Genomic DNA, 20,095 nt, shown 5'->3' on the forward strand with positions numbered 1-20,095 from the left:
AAAGGGCTGTGGCTGGTTAGTAGTTGCTTTTTATGATAGTAAGGGGCGGCAGCACTTTAGGCTGTCGCTCCTTGACTGCCTAACTGCAAAACCGGGCGGGGCTGTCAACGGCGGGCGAAGCCCGTTCATCTTGACCGTTGACTGGCTCGGCCGGGTTTGCTATTTATCCGGCAAACTTGAATTTATTTTAAGCTATCACGTTTTACCTTCTTAAGCCTTACTATCATTACCATAGGAATTTCTTTGTTGGTTTTAAAACATTCTTCATAAAATCCATCAATGACAAATCCAGCTCTAAAACAAAGGTTAAAAATATCTTGTATGGAACGATGATAATAAATCTGCTCTTTCGGTTGCCCTTCAATCGCTATATCATAGTAACTGTGCGGTGTCATATATTTTTCAGTCAACGTGACAAAACAAGGGTGTTGCGTTGCAAAGACAAAAATTCCGCTTTCCTGCAACAGTTCATAAACAGCCATAAGAAGTGGTTCAATATCCGTAATATCCATAATTGCCATATTAGAAACTGCTTTCGTAAAGGCTCGATCTCTTTTTAATTCTAATATACTTTTTCTATCGGTCGCATCCGCCACACAAAATTCAATTTGTTTTGCATATTGTGATTGCCGTCTTTTAGCCAATTCTATCATTTTTTTGCTGTAATCAAAAGCGACAACCGAAGCGCCTCTTTGTGCAAGATACGAAGAATAATTTCCATTGCCACACGCAATATCCAAAATGTAATCCGCAGGATTAGGAGATAGAAGTTCCGTTACTTTGGGACGCACTACCTCTCTGTGAAATTCATTAGATTCGTCACCCATTGCATTATCCCAAAATTGTGCGTTCTCCTCCCAGATTTTTTTACTTTCCTCTGTTCCCATGTTCTCTCCCACTCCCCAAATTTGCTTTTTTGCTTCCATTAAATCTTCCTTACTATATTCCATTGTTACCCTCCATAACTTCTGATTGTTGCCGTCTTGACGATTATGTATCTTTACATTACCTTCTGAAACATATGGCGCACCTTGTCCAGGCGGCTGTTTGGACGGCGGGGCTGGATGACCGGCTGACCGACAGCGGCCTGATATCCTTTCAGCTCTGTAAGGCATACGCTCCGCCCGTTGGTGTAAAAGGCCAGATCAGTACGGTATGCCTGTATACAGCGGGCGGGAATCTCGCCAGTAAAGACAACTTCATCCTTTTTTACCTGGGCCGTTTCGATGGTGGCACAGTATTTCGGTGCATCATGATAAGCCCTGGAAAGGTATTCCTGGGGCGCATAGAGGATGAAGGAGAGATAAGGTTCCAGCAGCTGCGTCCCCGATTCCTTCAATGCCTGTTCCAATACAATCGGGGCCAATGAGCGGAAGTCCGCCGGCGTGCTGACCGGACTGTAATAAAGCCCGTATTCAAAGCAAATCTTACAGTCCGTTACGTTCCAGCCGAACAAGCCCTGCTCCAGCCCGTAACGGATACCATCCCTGACAGCGTTTTGAAAACTCTGGTTCAAGTATCCCAGCGAAACCCGGCTCTCGTATTGTACACCGGAGCCAAGCGAGAGTGGTGTAACAGACAGTCCTATGGATGCCCAAAACGGGTTGGGCGGCACCTCGATATGGATGGTGTGGCTGGCTGCTTTGAGCGGCCGCTCCATATAAATGACGGAGGGTTCCTTTACCACTGTTTCAAGCTTGTATTTTTCCGACAGCAAAGCGGAAACAACCTCCAACTGCACCCGGCCCAAAAAAGAAAGAATGATCTCATGGGTGATGGAATCCACCTCGCAGCGCAAAAGCGGGTCAGTATCCGCAAGTTGCGTAAGAGCGTCCAGCAGCCGTTCTCTTTGCGCTGCCGTTTTCGGCGCAATCGACGTCCGCAGCATGGGGAGGGGGTCCTCACGCCACCTTTTACGAGGGAGCCGGGTTGGGTCCCCTAATACATCGTTTAACCTCACGCTGTCGCTGGGAAGGATAACAATTTCACCCGGATAAGCGGTGTCTGTCCGAACAATTTCCCCTTTGGATGGAATACGCATCTCTGTGATTTTCAGCTTTTCTCTCCCGGCCAGGGCCACCGTATCCCGCAGGCGCAGCGTTCCGCTGTATAGCCGTAGATAGACACGCCGCTGGCCGCAATCTGTATACTCCACCTTGAAAACGCTGCCGCATAGGGCGGCGCTCCCCTGTTCCCCAATCGGTTGGAACAGCCCTGTCACCGCATCCATCAACGGTTGAATGCCAAGGCCCTTTTTGGCGCTGCCATAATAGACCGGGAACAGGGAGGCGTCTTGAACCCGCCGCTGTTCCTCCCGCACAAGTTTTTCCCGGCTGATTGGTTCTCCTGCGATATACTTTTCCAATAATTTATCGTTATTTTCGATGACCGCATCCCATGCTTCTATGTCGGTATTTTCCTCCAGGACTATTTCCGGGGACAGCGACACCGTCTGCTTGATGATAATATCGGCGGAGAGCTTATCCCGAACAGACTGAACCACGCTCTGCAAATCAACGCCAGCCTGGTCGATCTTGTTGATAAAGATAACGGTGGGAATGTTCATTTTCCGCAGGGCATGGAACAGAATACGGGTCTGGGCCTGCACGCCATCTTTAGCGGAGATCACCAAGATGGCCCCATCTAAAACAGCCAAAGAGCGGTACACCTCCGCCAAAAAATCCATGTGGCCGGGCGTATCCACAATGTTGACTTTACATCTGTGCCACTGGAAGGAAGTGACTGCCGCTTGAATGGTAATCCCACGCTGCCGTTCCAAAATCATAGTGTCTGTTCTTGTAGTTCCTTTATCCACGTTTCCTTGTTCCGCAATCGCTCCACTGGTGTACAGCAGGCTTTCCGTCAATGTTGTTTTTCCTGCGTCTACATGGGCGAGAATTCCAATATTGATTATTTTCATGTGATTGTCCTCCTTTTACAGCCCCAAAAGGGCATAAAAATCCCCAGCAGTAAAATACTTTTACCACTGGGGATTATAATTTGCGGACATACACATATACAGCATACACCTGTTTGTGATTGCTGTTTTTCGGATATGTCAAAATTGATAAGGCAAAAGTATTCTTAAATTGGGTACAAAAAACCAAGCCCCCACAAAAGGGACTATCATAATCCTTTGTTCCCACTATTTGATTATAGTTTTATTTAAGAATACCTTGCCGCATATTTTTTACTCCTTTTTTGGAATGATGCTATTATATCACATTAGTTTTAGGAAAGCAAGTACCTAAAAGAAATTTTTCTTCCCCTTATATGTAACAATCATACCGGCTTCCTAGCGTTCAGAATGGTTTCTGCTGTCTGCTGTGGTGTTTGGTTGGAATTGTCCAACCAAAAGCCGATCCGTGGTGTTGTCTGCATAAATGTATCGTATAAGGTTTCAACCGTAAAGCCGGAATAGCCTGTTTTCTCCCTGTATCGTTCCCTTCCTTTTATTGTTTCCACATCTGGACAAAGAACGACAACCTCAACAGGGTATTTATGCGGCACAAAAAATATGTACATGTAACTAATTCAACACATTTATAATTTGAATAGGGACATTATAGCATTTACTAAATACAAATTCAATGTATACGGAAATAAAGATATAAGGAGTGGGAAGGATTCCGCCGTAGTCGGCATTGTAGGAAAATCCAAAAGTTTAGATTTTCCCACAATGCTTATCTTTTGGTCTTTGGTTCGGAATAGTGTAGTGCTGGCGGTCTATCTCTTGTTTTCGGTTGCTTGCTTCCTTACCGTACATGAGCATTTGCGCCGGGGTTATCGTTGCCGTAGCCCTCAAGCAGATTGATTGCACCCCAGATGCCAAGACCTGCGCCCAGAGCGATAACGAGAGTCTGAAGAACGGTTACTGCGCTATTGAAAAATGCCATAATATTTTCCTCCTAAAATTTGAAATTGTTTTGAGAATAGAAAAAGCCCTCCGTACTACCGGCATCAAAACCGGACGGAAGGCTTAGTTTACGAGAATCTTTTCAAGGAACTCCTCGACGGTTATCACGCCAAGTTTCTGTTCCATTCTGCTTCTTGCATATTCAGTTTCACAATCATATATATCACCACCACCTTTCATAAGAAACAGCCAATACATTGACTGCAACAAATCTTCACGAGAAGCACAGATTGTCGGTGAAAAAACGACAGGTGAAACCTTCAGAACCTCTGCGAGTTTCGCTGTGGTTTCTGCATTAGGGGTTCGAGCGTTTTTCTCATACTGAGCAATACGGACATCCGCTGTTTTCTCGGAATACCCCATCAGGAGTCCAAGCTCTTTCTGGGTAAGGCGGCGAAATCGTCTAACGAACTTCAATCGCTGCCCAATAGAGGTATCCGTGATCCACCAAGTCATTTTTTTTACACCTCGCTTTCTGCAAATTCTCGATATACAACCTCATTTTTTGCTCTGCGCTTGCCTACGGCTTCACTGGGAGCAAGGTCAGGGTAGGTTGCCTGCACTTTCTGTCTGCTTCTGCGGACAGTTTCAAACCCCGGAAAGCTGCGTCTATCCAGTTCCTTCAAAAACACAGGAACCGTCATGGCATGAATGTCGATGCCACGCAGACCGGAATAGTGTTCCAGTACCATCAGGTACAAATGATTGTCGGTATTTCTTGCCTTGTGGTCGTGTTCCAAGATGTTCTTAACCAGGGCAGATACCGTTTTCAGATTTTCCAAACAGAAACCTCCTTAATCCGCATCGACTACCACAAACTCATCACCTGCCTTGAGCTTCAACCTTCGACTCAGAAACTGCTCAATGTTGAACTCATTTCTCTTATCAAAGTCTGATGTGTACTTATAATTGGGGTGCTGCGTCAGATCGTACTTGTCAGAAAGAAACGGTCTGACACCACGCAACTGCAAAATACACTTGCTGCCATCCAGAACCGCAAGCTCATCTACGCTCGCAAGGTCTTTGCCTAACTTCTGATAATTCAAGCCGTAAGACGGGCTGTTACCTCTGGTGTTGGAGGTGTTGTAGGTGTCGATAGTTTCTTTTCCCAATGCCTGATTCAGTTCTTTGAGCGTGGTTGGCTCAGAACCACCCAGGAAAATTCGGGAATCCATGTTGCCGATGATGGTATCGGCATTGTCTTTATAAATGGCTTTCAGCTGTGATTGTGCCTGGAGAACAAGGCAAGCCGATATTTCACGGCTTCGGATTGTCGCTACCAGTTTTTCCAGATTGGGAATCTGACCGATGTTTGCCATCTCATCAATCAAGCAGCGCACATGAACCGGCAGTCTGCCGCCGTACACATCATCTGCTTTCTCGCACAACAAGTTGAACAGCTGTGTGTAAATCATGGAGATCAAAAAATTAAACGTCGCATCCGTATCTGACATAATCAGAAAGAGCGCCGTTTTCTTATCTCCGAGAGTATCCAACTGCAACTCGTCATAGGCAGTCACATCTCTGACCTCCTGAATATCAAAAGGAGCCAGACGAGCGCCGCAGGAAATCAAAATCGACTTAGCGGTCTTGCCAGAGACGAAAAGTCAAGGACTTTTTCATCAAATTCACAAAGAAGTCACATTTTGAGGACTTCCTCACGGAGCAGACGCTTGATTTTGTCCTCCATCGTCTCTTTTGCGGTCTGGCTGAAATGGACACGGACGATATAGGTTGTCTTGCCGATCTGCTTTCTGACAGTCGGGCAAGTGGCGGTGTTAGTTGCAGTATTGTTCATTCAAAATCCTCCTGTAAATGAAAAATGCCCGGTGACTGTTCATCATCGGGCGGTGTCGGTATGATGGAACAAGGCAAGGCGGCAACATTAAGGTATCTATAAAAACCTTGCCGTCTTTGCCACGCTTGCCGTGTTCCTGTTGTCAGTTTCGGAGATAGCAGACCCATGCTGTGCCGTCTTTCTCGGTCACAAGTCTGTCCCCGATACGGCTCTTTGCCGTTCTCATGGTGCGTGAAGAAATCCCACGCTCATTGACTGCCTTTTCCAACTCTGCGCTCGGCATACGCTTTCCGTCCGCAAGCAGTTCCAGAATGAGCATTTGCGCCTGTGCGGTCTTGCTCTCGGTCTTGGCGGTGTCTGTCCCGGCAAGAAGCTCGTCAGCGGTAATGTCATAAGCCCCTATCCACTCAAAACCTTTCTCATCTCCCAGAGAAAAGGCAAGGGACTGTCCGGGCGGCGCAAGGGAGCTTTTCTCATGGATAAGCACCCTCGTTGTCGGACTGTCCTTCAGCTTGCCAATAAACAGCAGACTGCGGACTGCCGCCGTAATGTCGATAGACCCCAATCCCCGGTAGGTGCTTTGCGTTCCTGCGGCTTTGTTCAGGTGTCCAATCAGCACGATAGCGCACCCAGTAGCCTGTGCAATGTCTCCCAGACTGCGGAAGATGGGACGGACTTCATTTGCCCGGTTCATGTCCACATCTGCGCCCAGAAACGCCTGTACCGGGTCAATGATAACAAGCCTTGCGTTGTTCTCCCGGATTGCCCTTGCTATGCGCTCATCGGCAAGGGTCAGCGGTGTGTCCCTATCGTCAATGACAAGCACTCTTTCAAGGTCTGCTTCCGCTTCCATCAGTCGGGGCTTGACGGTATCGCCCAGACCGTCCTCTGCGGTCTGGTAGATGATGTTGAAAGGCTCAAGGGTCTCCATACCGGGTAAAGGCTTTCGGTTGGTGCAAGCCGCCGCAAGACGCATGGCAAAGTAGGTCTTGCCCTCGCCGGGGTTGCCCTGTATGATGGTCAGCTTTCCAAAGGGAATATACGGAAACCATAACCAATCCACGCTCGTCAGCTCCACATCTGCCATACGGAGCATGGGGACAGGCTGGGCAGTGGGCAGCTCTCGCAGCGTGATTGTTTCCGCTATAAATTTGCGGCTCGGAATGTCCCCTTGCTGACGGAGAACATCGTTCCAGTCTTTCCTTGCCGGGACAAGGCGAATGACGGCGATCTCGCTGGGAATGGACTGTGCCAGTCGGGTACAGGCTTCGCTTCCTGCGGTATCGCTGTCAAGGCAGAGGAATACTTTTTGGGTGTCCTTGCGTTCAGAAAGAAAACGGTCAAGGGCTTTTCCCGAAACGCCGCCCAGGGCAAGATAGCTCCTTGTCTGCCAGTCCTGCGGATAAAGGCAGATGAACGATAACAGGTCAATCGGCGCTTCAAAGACAAAGAGCTGATTGCCATTACCCTCGTGTCGGAACGGATAGGATTTGTCAGACCCGGCAATGTCCTGTCTGAATGGGTCTGCCATTCCTCGCACATGGGCGTATCTCGGCGTACCGCTTCGGTCTCTGCCGACAAACACAACATTGTGCCGCTTTGCGTCCTCGTAAATATCCCCGGAAAGAAGAAAAACCTCAACAAGCGTTTTGTTGAGACCTCGGCTTTCTGTGAGATATTGGATTGCTCTGTCGGCTGTCCTGTTGTGCAAGGGCAAGTGAAACGCTGTGGGCGGTGCTGTGCTGGCTTCGCTCTGTCCCTCACCGCTTTCGCCGGTTAAGAGCTGGACAGCTTCGGGAAAGGACTTGCCGTAAAACTCCATGACAAAATCAATGGGATAGCCGCCCTTGCTCTGGCTATGGCGAAACCACTTGTTTCCCCGGACGGTCAGGCTGTCATGTTCTTTCCAGCGGTATTCCCGTCCGCTTTTGATAAGCGTCTCTCCCTGTGTGCGGAGAAAATCTTCCAGACTGACGGCGTTTGCCCGATCAATCTGCGCTTGGGTGTAATTCATCGTGATAGTTCCTCCTTTTTCTGTCGTGTTTGGGGTCGATTTTGGAGCTTTTGTTCCTCTGTGCGCTCGTTAAATCGGGCGGCAGTATCTACACATGACTTGACCTTCCAAAGGCGGTGTAAATCGTCTCTGACAGCCTTAAACTCGCCATAGGTGGTTTCGTGCGCCTGTTCCAGCTCGTCATACTCTTCGGTCAGCTTTTTCATATCCACCTTGCCGTCCGGGAACTCCCCGGTCAGCTTTCGTCTGGCGGCGTAGAACTGTATCAGTTCCGCTTCATGCTCTGCCTTGTACTTGGCTCTGGGCTTCTCAAACTTGATTTTCTTCAAGCCGTCATAGACAGGCTTCAAGTTCTGGAAAGCAGCGGAGCTGTCATAGAGCTGCTTAATTGCTTTCATTCGGGCGGTCTGTTCGTCCAGCGTTTTCTTCAAGCTCTCTGTGGCAGCACTGTGTTCGCTGACACGGCGTTCCAAATCCTCAAGGGAGTAAATGCCGTTTGCCCGGAGATAATTGAAAGTATCGTTCATCTCCTTTAGGTTGCTGATTTTGCCTTTCTGGGAATACACCCCGGCTTTGCGCTGGGTGTAATAGGCGTTCAGCAGAGAAACAAGGTCGGGTGCCTGTGGCTTGGTAAGCTCGGCTTTCATATCCGCTATCCAGCCCATAAGCGAAGTGATTTTCTTCTTGATGTCCCGGATCACGGCGTTGGTGGCTTTGATCCAGCGGTTGAACTCGCCTTTCTCGGTGCGGATACCTTTCTTCTCCATTGCCCGGACGGTTGCGCCCTCGTGGACGGTGGGAAGAAGCTCTACGCCCTGACGCTCATAGCTTCGGTGGTCGATACGAACGTCAAGCCCCTTTTCCGCAAACTTGGCGTTGCATAGCTCCGCCCATGTCTGCCGCCAGTATTCCAGCGTTTCGGGACTGCCCCAGTCGGTAGTGGGAACGGCGTTGAACACAAACTTTCCGTCTGCGTCCCGGATACGGTTGCCGTCCTCGTCCAGCTCATACACCCGGCGTTGCTTTAGTCCCCATTTGCCGTTCTGCTCGATGGGGCGGATGGGGCAAAGCACATGAAAATGCGGGTTTGGTATGCCGCCGTCCTCCCGGTCTGGCTGGTGTACGGCGAAGTCAACCACCATGCCCCGGCTCACAAAGTTCTCCAACAAAAATTGCCTTGCAAGAGCGATGTTTTCCTCAAGGGAAAATTCATTCTGCAAGGCAATGTCAAAGCTGTATGCAAGTTGGGCGTTCTTTCCACGCTCGGCTTTTTCCACGGCGTTCCATAGGGTCTGGCGGTCTGCGTATTCGGGCGGTGCATGGGACGGCAGGAGAATGTCAGAGCAGATCACGCCGCCCTTGCGGGTGTAGTCGCTGTATTCGCCGTAATACTCGCTATACAATCGCTCCCCGGCACGGTAGGCGGCAGAAGCAATAGCGGACTGTCCTGCGCTTCGCTTAGTCTGCGTGACGCTCAGATGAAATAGTGCCATCGGCTTTCAACTCCTTTTCTCTGTTCGCTTGGTTGGTGTGAGTAATCGCCATGTGACGGACGGCTCGCTGGACTTCGGACAGGGAAAAGATGTGTTCCATCAGCTCCGTCATTTCGGCACGGTTGAGATCTTTGACCTCCGGGGCAAGGCTCTCAATCGTGCCGCCCAGATTGCAAAGACGATGGGTGCGCTTTTGTCTCTCGCCTTTCTCCAGATACTTCTTTCTGTTCTCCAGACGCTCCAGCTTGTGCTGTTCCTGTGCAAGCTGTGTCTCGACCTGTTCCTTTTCGGCTCGGAGCTGTTCAAGGTTTTTCGGTTTTGTCATTTTTCGTGACCTCCTTTTTTGAAAATGGGGATAAAAAAAGACCGTCAACTTTTCGCAGATTGCGACCAGTCAACGGTCAGTTTTTCGGTATTCAGTTGTTGTGTTCAGTTCGGTAAATTGAAGTTGGTCAAAGTTGTTGGCGAAGATATTCCACAACATTTCCATTCGTATCATAGAAACAGATGTTTCCTACATTGAGGGGCAGGACAATGGCGAAAGGCTTGCCACTATCAATATCAATCACCTGAATGCCGTTGCCATCATCTACTTCAAGTCGAACAATATTTTGGGTATTCATTGAGATAAATGCCCTTTCGTTATTTCCCTCAACAACAAACTCTGCAATGTAATCATCAACCTCAACTATATCTCCACCACCACGGAAGAAATATCCAAAAGACAAGCCAGGGCGATTTACATAGACAGAAAAAGTGTGGTCTGTCTTGTCCTGTGGGTAAGAAATAAATGCAGCCATTGTGTCGGAAATGCTTCCATCAACAATCCAATCATCCAAAATTTTTTGAGATTGGCGAATGTCTGCTTCTAAACTGTTTGCGGTTTTACCAATGTCATTGTTTGCATAAAGGAAACCGAAAACCAACACACAAGCCAAAATAACACCCAAGAGGATTATGGGTAATTTCTTTTTCATAGAATCACACTCCTTTATCAAATTAAGATTCTTGATTTTCAAACTTGCTGGCGGCGAACGGTTTGTCAAAACCGTTTGCGGACGGCAAGTCCACAGGGGATAGCCGCTTTAGCGGCGCAAGGGGGTGTAGCCACCTTGACGGAACGAAGTGACGCAACATTCTCGGTCATGCAGTTTTCTTCTGCTGACGGAGAATGAAGCTCCGCAGGACGCACTACTCTCGACAGAGAGTATAGAAGTGCGCCCTTAGAGTTCTAAGGGTATTTTTAGATAATTGGGAATGTTTCTTTGTCAAACTGCGTAACATTGAACACGATACGCCACTCGACATCATCACCAACCGGTTCAAAGTGCAGAGCAGAACAAGCAGCATGAAGTTTTTCTTGTGAATTTGTTCCATATATAACTGCTGTCGGACCATCTGCACCACCAATAACACCAACAACAAAACAGGAACTACTGCCAACTGGACGGAACGAATGATCGTCTGGTGTAACTTCTATCGGTCTATCGCCTTCATCACAGTCAAAAACCGAAATGTTCTCCATCGGTTCAGGGGTAAGTGTATAACTCATGGCAATATAATGTGTCGGATAAATCCAGCGATCAGAACCAAAACTATTTTGAGGAACTGTCTGCTGTTCTATTTCCTGCACGGTCAGTGTATGGGTTATTCCGCTAACAGGATGGGAAAACATAAATGAATCTCCGGGTGCGTGAACTTTGAAATGTGAGCCTGGAACTTGTCCTGGTTGCTGCTCCATTGTAAGAAAAAGTTTATTGATTTCAGGGTGATGCTTGGTTCCCCAAGGAAATACGTCTCTGCATATGACCCAGCCATAAGTACTATCCAGCCCATAATGGTCGATTGCCCATTTTGCTTCCAACTCATTGATAACGCCATCTGGCAGACAAGGATTAAAGCTCACAGCGCAGCCATGGGTTGTCTGTAATATTTTCTCGTTTAACTTCAAGCAAGGTTTGAAGTTAAAACAAAGTGGGTTTTCCCATTCCATCTGCATCTGTTGCTCACGGGTAAAATTTTCACATGAGTCATTTTCCCAGTCCAGATTCCATTTTTTCATGAAGTCACGGATGCTTTCTGAATCAACTCGCATACAAAAATCAACGACAAGTCCTTTGCTACATGAATAAGCTGCCGGAATTACCCAATGATATCCAGCCCAATCGAATTGTTTATCCAGCTTGATCTCTTTTCCGGCACGGTCTTTACCTCGATGTCCCCAGAAATCTCCATCAAAGTAGACCTTCCATTCAGGGGCAACCAATTCTGCTTCTGAAGTCATATCATTATCGTAATAATCTTCTGTGTATTTAATCTGACTGTAATCAAAGGAAGATTGCAGGTTTTTGATATATGTCCACGGTTGTTCCATAGGCAACAAATTCATCTTCTCTGAAATTTCCGATAAAGTTTGCTGTTGTTCCTGGGTTGTAGGGTTTTCATTGAGAAAGGCTTCAAACTGTGCTTCGTTCCACATCCACGCTTGTTCCACTGCCGCCACATCACCACAAGCCAGTATAAGCCGCAGAAAGTCGGTAAAATTTTCAGCTACTGGATGAACATAATCAGGAGAAGTATTCATGGGGCTGACAGAGAAAACCATCTCTCCAAATCCACGAATGAAACAGAAGTGGATACCATCTATCCCTGCCCATCCAAAAACCGATGCCCCTTTTGGGGTACAAAAATAATTTGTATTATCCTCACGGAGTTCAACTCCCACAGGACTTAAATCGACACCCCGCTGTAAAAATTTTTTCAAAATTCTATTCATTAAGCATTCCCCCATAAAATTAGTGCTATCACGCTCTTGATTGTAGTAAATTTTATCACAAGAGTGTGAATAAATCTACTGGCGAATGCTGAAACCGCCCGAACAGTTTCTTTCTGCTCAGGCGGCTTTCTTCATCCATTTTTCTTTCTTCTGCTGCACTTGTTCATGGGCTTCCTGCTGAACATCAGCCCAGCGGAAAAGCCATACTTGAAGTGACTTTCACTTTCTTCACATTGGGCGATTGCTGTCTGCGCCCGGAGTTCCTGCACCAGCTCATAGTCCTCTTTGCTGAGCCGCTGGGACAACTGCTCCATGAGCTTTTCACAGGCTATGACTGCCTTTCGGTATTCCGGTGATGTAGGTACAACTGTCTCGCAGGGATAAAACTCCCCATTATACATGGCTTCCAAAATCATAGCTTTACCTCTCTCAACAGTAGATTAGTTCCGTCTTGATGATTTCCTCTGCCCGGCAGCGGATGGAGTTCATTGACTGCACCCATAACATCTGATTTTCCGCTTTCATGGCTTCGGTCACGCCCTCGGCTTTCATCATCTGCCGGATAATCAAGTCCAGCCTGTCTGCCGCCTGCTCGTTCAGATCGGCAACGACGGTGTGGAGGCTGCCGGACAAAATTAGCTCGTTGTAAAGCATGGGACGGTGCAATTTCAGATAGGACTGGTGCAAGCGTCCCCAATGCCCAATAGGTCGGCGTTCCTCCGGCAGCTTCAAGTCCGGCACATAGTAGTCGCCCACCAACACATAGTCCATACCGTTCTCATGGATTCTCGGTTTCAACTCTTTCATAAAATCACGCTCCCTTTCTCGGTCCCAGCTGCGGCAAACTGCTCACCGGGATAAATACCCCTCTGGCAATATCCTCGGTGCGGATTGCCTGTTTTCTGGCTTCAATCTCCGCTTTTTTCTTGGCTTTCGTGCGCTCCTCATACTCTTTCTGTTTACCATTGGCTTTCCGCTTCAAGTAGTTCTGGTGGAGCCTGTCCTTGCGTTCCTCACGCTTGCGGATTTCCTCCAATTCCTCCAGGGTCAGCTCCACTTCTCCAAACGCTGGGGGAACGAATCGCCCAACGAAATTGAAGTAAATCTCGACCTCCTGTGTGGTCTGTATACTGCCTTTGCGGTCACGCTCATGCACAAGGATTTTCTCGATAAACTCGTTGAGCATAGCAATGGTCAGCTTGTCGAAGTTCTCATACTTGTCAATCAGAGCGATAAAACGATCAGCGTCCTTTTCGTGCTTCTCATAGCTCTTGACAGCCTTTTCCAGAACAGAGATTTCAGCGGTAAGCTCGGACTGTTCCTTTTCGTATTGAGCGTCCAGAGTGGCATATCTGCTGTCAGACAGCTTGCCTAAAATGTTGTCCTCATAGATTTTGCAGAGCAGGACTTCCAGCTCGGACACTCTCTGCTTGGCGGTGGCAAGGCGTGACCGCTGTTTCTTAACCTCTGCTGTCTGCTGGCTGGACTGCGCTTCCTGTACCACACGGACAAACTCGGCTCGGTCATGCTTGGCATATTCTGCAATGGCTTTCAGCATTTCTGAAACAAGGGACAGTACCACATCTTCATTGATACGGTGCTGTGTCATGCAGAGCTTTCCAACTGGGACTTTGCTGTATTGGGAGCAGGTATATTGAGAAATACGCTTGCCGTTGTTGGTGCGGTGGACATACATCTTGCCACCGCAATCGGCGCAATAGAGCAAGCCCGTGAGGGGAGCTGCTTCGCCCCAGCCGTCTGGGTAGCGTCTGACATTCCCACGGATTTTCTGCACAAGGTTAAAGGTCTGCTGGTCAATGATAGGCTCATGGGTATTCTCGAAAATTGCCCATTCGTCCTCCGGGACATAATGGCTTTTCTTGTCCTTGAAGTGCTTTCGGGTCTTGAAATTGATGGTGTGTCCCAGATATTCACGCTTTTCAAGAATGTTGCAGATGGTGGAAGAACCCCAGCCGTACACATCTTTGAAAGTCTTGTTTTTGTTCACGCCCTCGCCGTGTTGGGCAAGGTAAGCAGACGGAATGAGGACTTTTTCTTCTTTCAGCTTGCTGGCGATCTGATACGGACCGTAGCCCTCAATCGTCATGGCAAAGATGCGCTTGACCACCTCTGCGGCTTCGGGGTCAACCAACCATTGGTCTCTGGCTTCGTTCCAGAGATAGCCGTAAATGACTGTGCCTGTGAGGTGCTTGCCGGACTTGCCTTTGGACTGGAAAGTGGAACGGATTTTACGGCTGGTGTCTCTGGCGTAATACTCGTTCATAATGTTGCGGAAAGGGGTAAAATCATCGTCACCTCTGGCACTATCCACGCCGTCATTGATGGCGATAAGTCGCACGCCACGCTGACGCAGGATTTCCATAATCTGACCGACTTTCAGATAGTCACGACCCATGCGGCTCATGTCCTTGATACACAGGTACTCCACATTCCCAGCTTCCACTTCTTTCATCATTGCCAAAAATCCGGGACGGTCAAAGCAAGTACCACTAATGCCATCGTCCGTGAAATGGACAATGTTTGTAAAGCCCTGCCGTGCGGCGAAGTCCTCCAACATTGCTTTTTGATTGGAAATGGAATTGCTCTCACGCTGCTGGTCATCATCTTTACCAAAGTCATCACGGCTCAATCGTTCGTACAGAGCAGTGATTTTCTCGTTTTTTCTCATAACTTGCGCTCCTTTCTTCGGTTTTAGGTTGTGTGTTCTAAGAGACTTCCCAACCGCTTGATTAAGAAGTCTTTTAGAGCATACAACACCGGCAGCCAGCTTGTATTTTTTATACTGACGGACTGCAAAGTGATTCGGCTTTTTCTTTTCCAGGGCTTCAAACATCAGATCCACCGGGTTCTGGAACTCCTCATCATCTTCCCGCACCTCCATTGCGTTCAGGAACTCAATCAGGGTGGAGAAATTCTGTTCCTCAACCGGAGCTTCATAGTGGATATATCCGATCAAGGCACAGTAGAGCAGCGTTTCCGCCTTCGTCCAGAACTCATCACCGGCTTTTCCATCACCCTTTGTGTTGGCAATCAGCGTTGTCACCAGTTTCAGAATGTCTTTTTCTGAATGGATATAGGCAAATGGGTTATAGTGCATCGACTTCTGAAAGTTGATGGTGTTGAAAATCTTGATGGTGTAGCCATGCTTCAAAAGGGCGTTGCCGCACTCAATCACGATGCTGCCTTTCGGGTTTTGTCAATAAGGATAGAGAAAAAAGTAAATTATTTTTATGAGGTTACAACATCGGATTGAATAAGGCGCAGTACCTTGTCGGTAAAGGTTTCCCGGCTGGTCTGGCTGAAATGGAAATAAATATCAAAGGTCGTACCGCCAACGGTCTTTACCATATCGGGTGGCGGTACGTCCGGGGCGGGTGAAGCGTTGCCGCCCGCCATCACGGGCAGGGGGATGGCCTTGCCCTCTCTGCTGGTGCTGTCGCTCCCCTCCGGGGCGGGGATGGTGCTGGTGATCGTCATGCTGGGGTCGTAGGTCATAGGCTCTCCTTTCATCATTCATCAAAGTTAATCCACGTGAGCGCCATTTTGCCGCCCACGTTGGAGTGGGGGAAGGGGAATGTATTAGTCCCCCTTTGAGGACTGTCCACAAGCCCCCTGATTGCAAGGCTTTTCAGCCTCTAAATGTCCACGCCTGCGGCGTTCCCGTTCGCTGGCAGCTTTCTTTCTCCGGCGCACATTGGCGGCGCACTCGTCACAGTATTTGCCCCGATTGGAGCGCGGCACGAACATCGCCCCGCACTCGGCACAGGGCCGCGCCTGTCCTCGGTGGAGCAAGGCGGCACACAACCCCTTGTCTGTTGGCAGGACGGCGGCGCGGAACCATTTACAGACCAGGGAATAGGTGATACTCTGGACGCAGACACAAGGCTCCCAGCCGTCATCAAGAGCAAGACAGTTGCCGCCGTCATAATTGCAGCAGTCATGCACCAGCCGCCGGACGGCTCGGTACTGCTGGTAGGTCAGTCGGGGAATGCCGTTCACCGCTCCACCTCCCGGCGTTTCTGCTGGGTCTGCTCCTGCTGGTGTATGGCAGCATCGGCGTTCCGCTTCACCTGTTGAAGCCGCCGCAAATCGTCTTGGATAGGCTTGTACTGCTCATACTCGGCTGTGTACTCCTGGTGAAGCCTCGCCTGTTCCTGTTCCCACGCATGAACGGGGATTTTACCAGCAGGGGAACGGTGCTTGTCCAGCTTCCGGCGGGCCATGTGGAACGTCCTCAACTCGTTCTCATGCTCCCTCTCGAATTTTTCCCGCTTGCCCTTCCACTTGATACCCTGCAACTCGTCATAGACGGGCTTGGTGTCTCGGTAGAGGTCAACAAGGCGAAGCAGTTCCTTCAATTCGTTCAGACGGTCACGCTTCGCTTTCATGGATGTGTTGATGGCCTCCGTTCGTTCACTCTGGGCGGCGATATGGGTCTCTAAATCTTCCAGCGTAGCGATGCCCCTCTCGGTCAGAAAATTGATGGCCTCGGCAAAACCTTTAAGATTTCCAATCCTGGCGTTGCGGCTCCATGCTCCGGCGTTCCGGCCCTCATAGTAGTCGGTCAGCAGGGCGGCAAGGGTCGGGGCCTGGGGCTTGCTCAATTCTTCTTTTATGGCCTTAATCCAATCCGTCAGGCCGGCGATTTTCTTCCGAATATCCCGCAGAATGTTGTTGGCCTTTTTTATCCAGCGGTTCAGATCGCCCTTGTCGGTGGGGATGCCCTTGGCCTCCATCTGGCGGACGGCCACGCCCTCATGGACGGTGGGCAGCAGGTCAAGGCCCTGACGCTCATAGGAGCGGTGGTCGATGCGGCAGGTCAGCCCCTTTTCCTCAAACTTGGCGTTCACCATAGCGGCCCACGCCTCCCGCCAATGTTCCAGTGTTTCCGGGCTTCCCCAGTCGGTAGTGGGAACAGCGTCAAAGAGGGGCTTGCCGTCCTCTCCCATAATGCGGTTCCCGTCCTCGTCCAGACGGTAGCGGCGGCGCTGCTTGCACCCCCATTTGCCGTCTGGCTCAATGGGCCGGATGGGGCAGAGAACATGAAAGTGCGGGTTAGGAATACCGCCGTCCTCCTTGTCCGGCTGGTGGATGGCAAAGTCGGCAATCATGCCCCGGCCCACAAGCTGCTCCGAAACAAATTGCCTTGCAAGAGCGATGTTTTCCTCCAATGAAAACTCGTTCTGCAAGGCAATGTCAAAGCTATATGCAAGCTGGGCTTTCTTGCCGCGCTCGGCCTTCTCCACGGCGTTCCAGAGGGTGGCGCGGTCTTGGTACTGGTTGGGGGCCTGGGGCGGCAGGAGAATGTCTGTGCAGACCACGCCGCCCTTGTGGGTGTAGTCGCTGACCTCGCCATAGTATTCGCTATACAATTTCTCCCCGGCTCGGTAGGCGGCGGACGTGACAACAGACTGTCCCGCGCTCCGTTTGACCTGGGTAACGTGGAGATGGAACAGGGCCAATTATCCGCTTTCCTGCTGGTCAGTGGCTTGGCTCACCAGGGCGGCAACTTCCGGCAGGGAAAAGACCTTTTCCATCAAAAGAAAAAAGGCCCTTTCGCTCATGCCGCGCACCTCCGGGGCGATACTCTCCACCGCTCCGCCACGGGTGATAAGTCGGTGGTTTCGCTTCTTCCTTTCGCCTTGGGTGTAGTAGCGGATGCGGTTCTCATACCGCTGGCCTCTGTGCTGGTACTGCTCCAACTTAGCGGTGGCCTCAGCATACTCTTTCTCTAATTCTTCGCGTGACTTGTCCATCGTGTTTGACCTCCTTCTTGGCAAAACAAAAGACCGTCTACCTGCTGTGTCGGGTAAACGGTCAAGGGTAACGGTATTCGGTTTTAGCCTCGCTGGAAAGGTGCAGACGCAGAGCGGATGTACCTTTCCAGCGAGGGCGCAGGGATAGCCGCAAAGCGGCGCAAGGGGCGCAGCCCCTTGTACGGAGCGGAGCGACGCAAACGGCCCGGACTTTCGGAAGTCCGGGCCGTAGCCTCGCAGAGCGCACGATACATGGTCGCAGACCATGTATAGAAGTGCGCCCTTTGTTCCAAAGGGATTTTATAAGTCCATCATTGATGGGAGAATTTTGTTGAACATATGGCGCACCTTATCAATCCGGGTGTTTGGGCGGCGTGGCTGAAAAACTGGTTCGCCGCTGGCGATTTGATACCCCTTCAATTCTGTTAAACAAACGCTTCTCCCGTTTGTATAAAAGGTGAGGTCATTGCGGTACTCTTGCACACAGCGGGCAGGGATTTCGCCAGTAAAAATCACCTCGCTGTTTTTAACCTGGGTCGTTTCAATACTCGCGCAATATTTTGGTGCGTCATGATAAGCTCTGGAGAGATATTCCTGCGGCGCATAGAGTGTAAAAGAAAGATATGGTTCCAATAGCTGCGTCCCCGCCTTTTTCAACACCTGCTCCAATACAATAGGTGCCAATGACCGAAAGTCTGCGGGAGTGCTGACCGGACTATAATAAAGCCCATACTCAAAACAGATTTTACAGTCCGTTACCTTCCATCCATACACGCCTTGTTCCAGACCGTAGCGGATACCATCCAATACAGCGTTTTGAAAACTCTGATTCAAGTATCCAACGGAAACTTTGCTCTCATACTGCACTCCGGTGCCAAGGGGGAGAGGGGTGACGGACAGCCCGATGGACGCCCAGAATGGATTGGGCGGCACTTCGATATGAATGGTGTGACTTACCGCTTTCAATGGCCTCTCCATATAGATGACGGTAGGTTCTTTTGCAGTTGTGTTGAGCTGATATTTTTCCACCAGAAGATCAGAGATAATTTCCAATTGTACCCGGCCCAAAAAGGAGAGAATGATCTCATGGGTCACAGCGTCTACTTCATAGCGCAGAAGCGGGTCGGTATCCGCAATTTCTGTCAAGGCGTTTAACAAGCGTTCCCTCTGTTCTGGTTTCTCTGGTGCAATTGTTGTCCGCAGCAAAGGGAGAGGATTGTCGCTCCACGTTTCACGGGGCAGCAGCAGTTTGTTTCCCAGCACATCATTCAGCCGCAAACTGTCGCAGGGTACAATGACGATCTCGCCCGCATGGGCAATCTCTGTTCGGACAATCTCACCCTTTGAGGGGATACGCATTTCCGTAATTTTCAGTTTTTCTTTCCCTGCCAAGGCTACGGAATCCCGCAAATGAAGCGTACCGCTATACAACCGCAGATAGGCAAGGCGTTGGCTCTGGTTTGCGTACTCAACTTTGAACACAGTTCCGCACAATTCAGAGCTGTTCTGCCCGGTGGGTGATTGGAATGTATCTGTGACCGCTTCAATGAGTTGTCGGATTCCCAAGTTTACCTTGGCACTGCCATGATAGACCGGAAACAGAGAGACGCTTTGGATTCTCCTGTTTTCCTCCCGCAGAAGTTCTTCTTTGTCCATTGGTTCTCCGGCAATATATTTCTCCAACAATTCATCACAGTCCGCAATCACGGTATCCCAATTCTCCAGCCCCATGTTTTCCATGATGGATATATCCGGGGAAAGCTGCACGTTCTGCTTAATAATCATATTTGCGGAGAGCTTATCTCGGATAGACTGATACACACCTGGCAGGTCAATCCCGTCCTGGTCGATTTTGTTAATAAAGATAACAGTTGGGATTTTCATTACTTGCAGAGCATGAAACAGAATACGGGTCTGCGCCTGAACGCCGTCTTTTGCAGAAACAACCAAAATCGCTCCGTCAAGAATGGCAAGGGAGCGATAGACCTCCGCTAAGAAATCCATATGCCCAGGAGTATCCACAATGTTGACCTTACAATCGTGCCACTGAAAGGAAGTGACCGCCGTTTGAATGGTGATTCCACGCTGCCGCTCTAAAAACATGGTGTCCGTTCTCGTTGTTCCCTGATCCACACTGCCGGGCGCCTCGATTGCTCCGCTGGTATATAACAGGCTCTCCGTCAAGGTCGTCTTACCTGCGTCTACATGAGCAAGAATGCCAATATTGATGATTTTCATATGATTGTCCTCCATACAAGGCCCAGAAGGGCGCAAAAATCCCCAGCGACAAATACTTTTACCGCTGGGGATGATAGGTAGGA

18 protein-coding genes and 4 pseudogenes are annotated in these 20,095 nt (G+C 49.5%); all 22 read right to left on the reverse strand.

Translation table 11 applies throughout. The features are described 5' to 3' along the window. Positions 1-182: 182 nt before the first annotated feature. The 22 genes and pseudogenes from D3F01_RS03485 to tet all read right to left on the reverse strand — a co-directional run bounded on the left by D3F01_RS03485 (position 183) and on the right by tet (position 20,012). Positions 183-950 (reverse strand): class I SAM-dependent methyltransferase, encoded by a 768-nt coding sequence (locus D3F01_RS03485; RefSeq protein ID WP_242885919.1) that lies wholly within the window; start codon positions 948-950, stop codon positions 183-185. A 50-nt stretch (positions 951-1,000) separates the two neighbouring features. Beyond that, a complete protein-coding gene (gene tet(W), locus D3F01_RS03490) occupies positions 1,001-2,920 on the reverse strand; it encodes a tetracycline resistance ribosomal protection protein Tet(W) (RefSeq protein ID WP_242885921.1) in 1,920 nt (639 codons plus the stop codon). Positions 2,921-3,282: 362 nt separating this feature from the next. Then, positions 3,283-3,504: pseudogene (locus tag D3F01_RS16020) on the reverse strand (phosphotransferase); the annotation flags it as partial. A 263-nt stretch (positions 3,505-3,767) separates the two neighbouring features. Beyond that, positions 3,768-3,896 (reverse strand): annotated as a pseudogene (locus D3F01_RS03495) (Maff2 family protein); the annotation flags it as partial. Positions 3,897-3,979: 83 nt separating this feature from the next. Beyond that, a complete protein-coding gene (locus tag D3F01_RS03500) occupies positions 3,980-4,372 on the reverse strand; it encodes a helix-turn-helix transcriptional regulator (protein WP_002304334.1) in 393 nt (130 codons plus the stop codon). Between the two features lie 5 nt (positions 4,373-4,377). Further along, entirely contained in the window at positions 4,378-4,698 is a 321-nt protein-coding gene (locus D3F01_RS03505) for a hypothetical protein (RefSeq protein WP_002304332.1), read from the reverse strand. A gap of 12 nt (positions 4,699-4,710) precedes the next feature. Beyond that, positions 4,711-5,514, reverse strand: a pseudogene (locus D3F01_RS03510) (TraG/TraD/VirD4 family protein); the annotation flags it as partial. A gap of 41 nt (positions 5,515-5,555) precedes the next feature. Next, positions 5,556-5,714: a transposon-encoded TnpW family protein gene (locus D3F01_RS03515; protein ID WP_118497297.1), complete on the reverse strand. Its 159-nt coding sequence runs from the start codon at positions 5,712-5,714 to the stop codon at positions 5,556-5,558. Positions 5,715-5,856: 142 nt separating this feature from the next. Then, on the reverse strand, positions 5,857-7,728 hold the full coding sequence (locus tag D3F01_RS03520) for an AAA family ATPase (RefSeq protein WP_242885923.1): 1,872 nt from the start codon (positions 7,726-7,728) through the stop codon (positions 5,857-5,859). Continuing rightward, positions 7,725-9,221, reverse strand: a complete 1,497-nt coding sequence (mobQ, locus tag D3F01_RS03525; protein WP_242885925.1) for a MobQ family relaxase — start codon at positions 9,219-9,221, stop codon at positions 7,725-7,727. The genes D3F01_RS03520 and mobQ (D3F01_RS03525) overlap by 4 nt, the downstream gene beginning before the upstream one ends. After that, positions 9,187-9,546 (reverse strand): DUF3847 domain-containing protein, encoded by a 360-nt coding sequence (locus D3F01_RS03530; RefSeq protein WP_242885927.1) that lies wholly within the window; start codon positions 9,544-9,546, stop codon positions 9,187-9,189. Before D3F01_RS03530 ends, mobQ (D3F01_RS03525) begins: the two co-directional genes overlap by 35 nt. A gap of 127 nt (positions 9,547-9,673) precedes the next feature. Then, positions 9,674-10,198 carry a hypothetical protein gene (locus D3F01_RS03535; RefSeq protein ID WP_015516227.1) on the reverse strand — a complete coding sequence of 175 codons (525 nt, stop codon included), beginning with the start codon at positions 10,196-10,198 and terminating at the stop codon, positions 9,674-9,676. Positions 10,199-10,464: 266 nt separating this feature from the next. After that, complete coding sequence (locus tag D3F01_RS03540) at positions 10,465-11,997, reverse strand: hypothetical protein (protein WP_015573038.1); 1,533 nt, start codon at positions 11,995-11,997, stop codon at positions 10,465-10,467. A 131-nt stretch (positions 11,998-12,128) separates the two neighbouring features. Continuing rightward, positions 12,129-12,413, reverse strand: coding sequence for a DUF6809 family protein (locus D3F01_RS03545; RefSeq protein ID WP_021630766.1), 285 nt, complete (start codon positions 12,411-12,413; stop codon positions 12,129-12,131). A gap of 13 nt (positions 12,414-12,426) precedes the next feature. Then, positions 12,427-12,804, reverse strand: coding sequence for a TnpV protein (locus D3F01_RS03550; RefSeq protein ID WP_021630767.1), 378 nt, complete (start codon positions 12,802-12,804; stop codon positions 12,427-12,429). A gap of 4 nt (positions 12,805-12,808) precedes the next feature. Further along, positions 12,809-14,686 (reverse strand): recombinase family protein, encoded by a 1,878-nt coding sequence (locus tag D3F01_RS03555; RefSeq protein ID WP_347567992.1) that lies wholly within the window; start codon positions 14,684-14,686, stop codon positions 12,809-12,811. Positions 14,687-14,845: 159 nt separating this feature from the next. Further along, positions 14,846-15,196 (reverse strand): annotated as a pseudogene (locus tag D3F01_RS16025) (type IV secretory system conjugative DNA transfer family protein); the annotation flags it as partial. A 50-nt stretch (positions 15,197-15,246) separates the two neighbouring features. After that, positions 15,247-15,513: a transposon-encoded TnpW family protein gene (locus D3F01_RS03560; RefSeq protein ID WP_035300361.1), complete on the reverse strand. Its 267-nt coding sequence runs from the start codon at positions 15,511-15,513 to the stop codon at positions 15,247-15,249. An 84-nt stretch (positions 15,514-15,597) separates the two neighbouring features. Then, on the reverse strand, positions 15,598-16,017 hold the full coding sequence (locus D3F01_RS03565) for a cysteine-rich VLP domain-containing protein (protein ID WP_021631987.1): 420 nt from the start codon (positions 16,015-16,017) through the stop codon (positions 15,598-15,600). Beyond that, entirely contained in the window at positions 16,014-17,480 is a 1,467-nt protein-coding gene (mobQ, locus tag D3F01_RS03570; protein ID WP_021631986.1) for a MobQ family relaxase, read from the reverse strand. The genes D3F01_RS03565 and mobQ (D3F01_RS03570) overlap by 4 nt, the downstream gene beginning before the upstream one ends. Then, positions 17,481-17,774, reverse strand: coding sequence for a DUF3847 domain-containing protein (locus D3F01_RS03575; RefSeq protein ID WP_021631985.1), 294 nt, complete (start codon positions 17,772-17,774; stop codon positions 17,481-17,483). A gap of 300 nt (positions 17,775-18,074) precedes the next feature. After that, the gene (gene tet, locus D3F01_RS03580; protein WP_035300359.1) at positions 18,075-20,012 is read right to left on the reverse strand and encodes a TetM/TetW/TetO/TetS family tetracycline resistance ribosomal protection protein; all 1,938 of its coding nucleotides are present in this window, start codon (positions 20,010-20,012) and stop codon (positions 18,075-18,077) included. Positions 20,013-20,095: the final 83 nt, after the last annotated feature.

The sequence above is a fragment of the Faecalibacterium sp. BCRC 81149 genome (genome assembly GCF_022750605.1).
Lineage (GTDB): Bacteria > Bacillota > Clostridia > Oscillospirales > Ruminococcaceae > Faecalibacterium > Faecalibacterium duncaniae.